This is a genomic window from Mesorhizobium sp. M4B.F.Ca.ET.089.01.1.1, from assembly GCF_004022605.1.
In the GTDB taxonomy this organism is placed as follows: Bacteria; Pseudomonadota; Alphaproteobacteria; order Rhizobiales; family Rhizobiaceae; genus Mesorhizobium; species Mesorhizobium abyssinicae.
Map to the genome: position 1 here is coordinate 1 of NZ_RZOS01000719.1, position 1892 is coordinate 1892.

2 protein-coding genes, 1 pseudogene and 1 riboswitch are annotated in these 1892 nt (G+C 61.8%); all 3 genes and pseudogenes read left to right on the top strand.

What is annotated here, in order from left to right:
* On the top strand, positions 1 to 407 hold a 407-nt coding region (locus EN780_RS33135), incomplete at its 5' end, for a 3-oxoacyl-[acyl-carrier-protein] synthase III C-terminal domain-containing protein (protein WP_281035397.1).
* 29 nt (positions 408 to 436) lie between these two features.
* Positions 437 to 1333 (top strand): 2-dehydropantoate 2-reductase, encoded by an 897-nt coding sequence (locus EN780_RS33140; protein WP_095802027.1) that lies wholly within the window; start codon positions 437 to 439, stop codon positions 1331 to 1333.
* Positions 1334 to 1451: 118 nt separating this feature from the next.
* Positions 1452 to 1563, top strand: a riboswitch (TPP riboswitch).
* 112 nt (positions 1564 to 1675) lie between these two features.
* Positions 1676 to 1892 (top strand): annotated as a pseudogene (locus EN780_RS33145) (phosphomethylpyrimidine synthase ThiC); the annotation flags it as partial.

A 1892-nucleotide genomic window follows, 5' to 3' on the forward strand; every position in this document is an offset into this window, starting at 1 on the left:
ATATCGCGGCGGGCGGCAGCAAGCGTCCTTTCGCGGAAGACATCGACATCGCCGAAACCCGCATGACCATCGCTGACGGCCGCGAGGTCTTCGTCAAGGCCGTGGAGATGATGAGCCGCTGTTCCGTCGAGGCGCTGGCAGCGGCCGGCCTTTCGACAACGGACGTCGCCCGGTTCGCGCCGCATCAAGCAAATGCCCGCATCTTCAACGCTGTCGGCAAGTCGCTTGGCATTGAGGATGACCGCATCATCAAGACCATTGCCGACCATGGCAACTCGTCGGCCGCGACGATCCCTCTGTCACTGTCCGTTGCCCACAACGCCAATCCCTTTCGACCGGGCGAGAAGCTGCTGCTGGCAGCCGCCGGCGCAGGCCTCACCGGCGGGGCGCTGGTGGTCGAGGTGTAGGTACCAAGCGTGCAACGGAGGGATTCTGCATGAAGGTGGCAGTCATGGGTGCCGGAGCCGTCGGTTCCTATTTCGGCGCCGTGCTCGCGCGAGCCGGGCACGAGGTGATGCTCATCGGCAGGCCGAGCCATATAGAAGCCATAGCGGCGCGCGGCCTGTTGGTCGAAGCAAAGACATTCCAGGGCTACGTGCCAATCGGCGCTACGACCGAGCCTTCGGGCGTAGCGGGCACCGATGTCGTACTTGTTTCGGTCAAGTCGGGAGATACCGAAGCGGTGGGGCGGTTGTTCGGCCCTCATCTGGATGCGCATACCGCCGTTCTCAGTCTTCAGAACGGGGTCGACAATGCTGATCGCCTGGCAGAAGTGCTTGGGAGCGCCGTTGTCCCAGCCGCCGTATACGTCGCGACCGAGATCACGGCACCAGGGCATGTCAAGCATCGCGGACGTGGGGAAATGGTGATCGGCCCTTCCCTCGCGAGCCAACGGATTGCGGAGGCGTTCACCGGTGCGGGCATCCCGACCACTGTCTCCGACGATGTGCTTGCGGCACTTTGGAGCAAGCTGACCGTCAATTGCGCATACAATGCGCTGTCAGCGGTATCGCAACTCCCCTACGGACAGATCTTCAATGTGGGCGAGGTTGCCGATGTCGTGCGCGATGTCGTAGCCGAATGTACCGCGGTGGCGCAGGCGATGGGCGTCGTCATGCCACCCGACACGTTGCACTCCGTTCTTGCTTTGGCTGGGGACATGCCCGGCCAAGTTTCATCGACCGCTCAGGACCTCGCGCGCGGCAGAAGAAGCGAAGTTGATTTCCTAAATGGTTTCGTCGTGCGCAAAGGAACCGAACTCGGCATTTCGACTTCGGCGAACCGGGCGCTTCTCGTCATGGTGAAACTGATTGAACGAAGGAATGTTGCCTGACGGTAACCCGAGGGGCAGGCAGTGGCTGATCAATTTCCTTAGCGAAGCACGACAACAACACGACAACAATAAGTGCTTCAGTACGAGTTGACAGGGCGACATCTCATCGTCCAACCTAGTGCCTCACCAGGGGAGTCCCGGCAAGGGGCTGAGATACTGCTATCGCGCGCAGTGACCCGTTGAACCTGATCCAGTTCATACTGGCGTAGGGACGGTGCGAGGTTTCGCGAGTCGGCAATCCGGCTTCGGTATTCGGGCAGTGCCCGCATCCTGCGCGAAGCGTCACTTCCTCCTCATCGCGTGGACTGGGTCTCCGTTGCACTCGAGCAAGGAGGCTCACTCATGAATGCCCACACCCCGACCGTCACAGTTGGCGAATTGCCCGCTTCGAAGAAAGTCCACAAACCGGGCCAACTTCACCCGGGCCTGCGTGTCCCGATGCGCGAGATCTCGGTTCACCCGAGCGCCGGCGAGCCGCCGGTGACGGTCTATGACTCGTCCGGTCCCTACACCGACGCGACGGTGAAGACCGAGATCGAGCGCGGCTTGCCGCGGTTGC

What these genes read in the sequence shown, in the direction of transcription:
- EN780_RS33140 (WP_095802027.1), top strand. Translation starts at nt 437, where the DNA reads ATGAAGGTGGCAGTCATGGGTGCCGGAGCCGTCGGTTCCTATTTCGGC.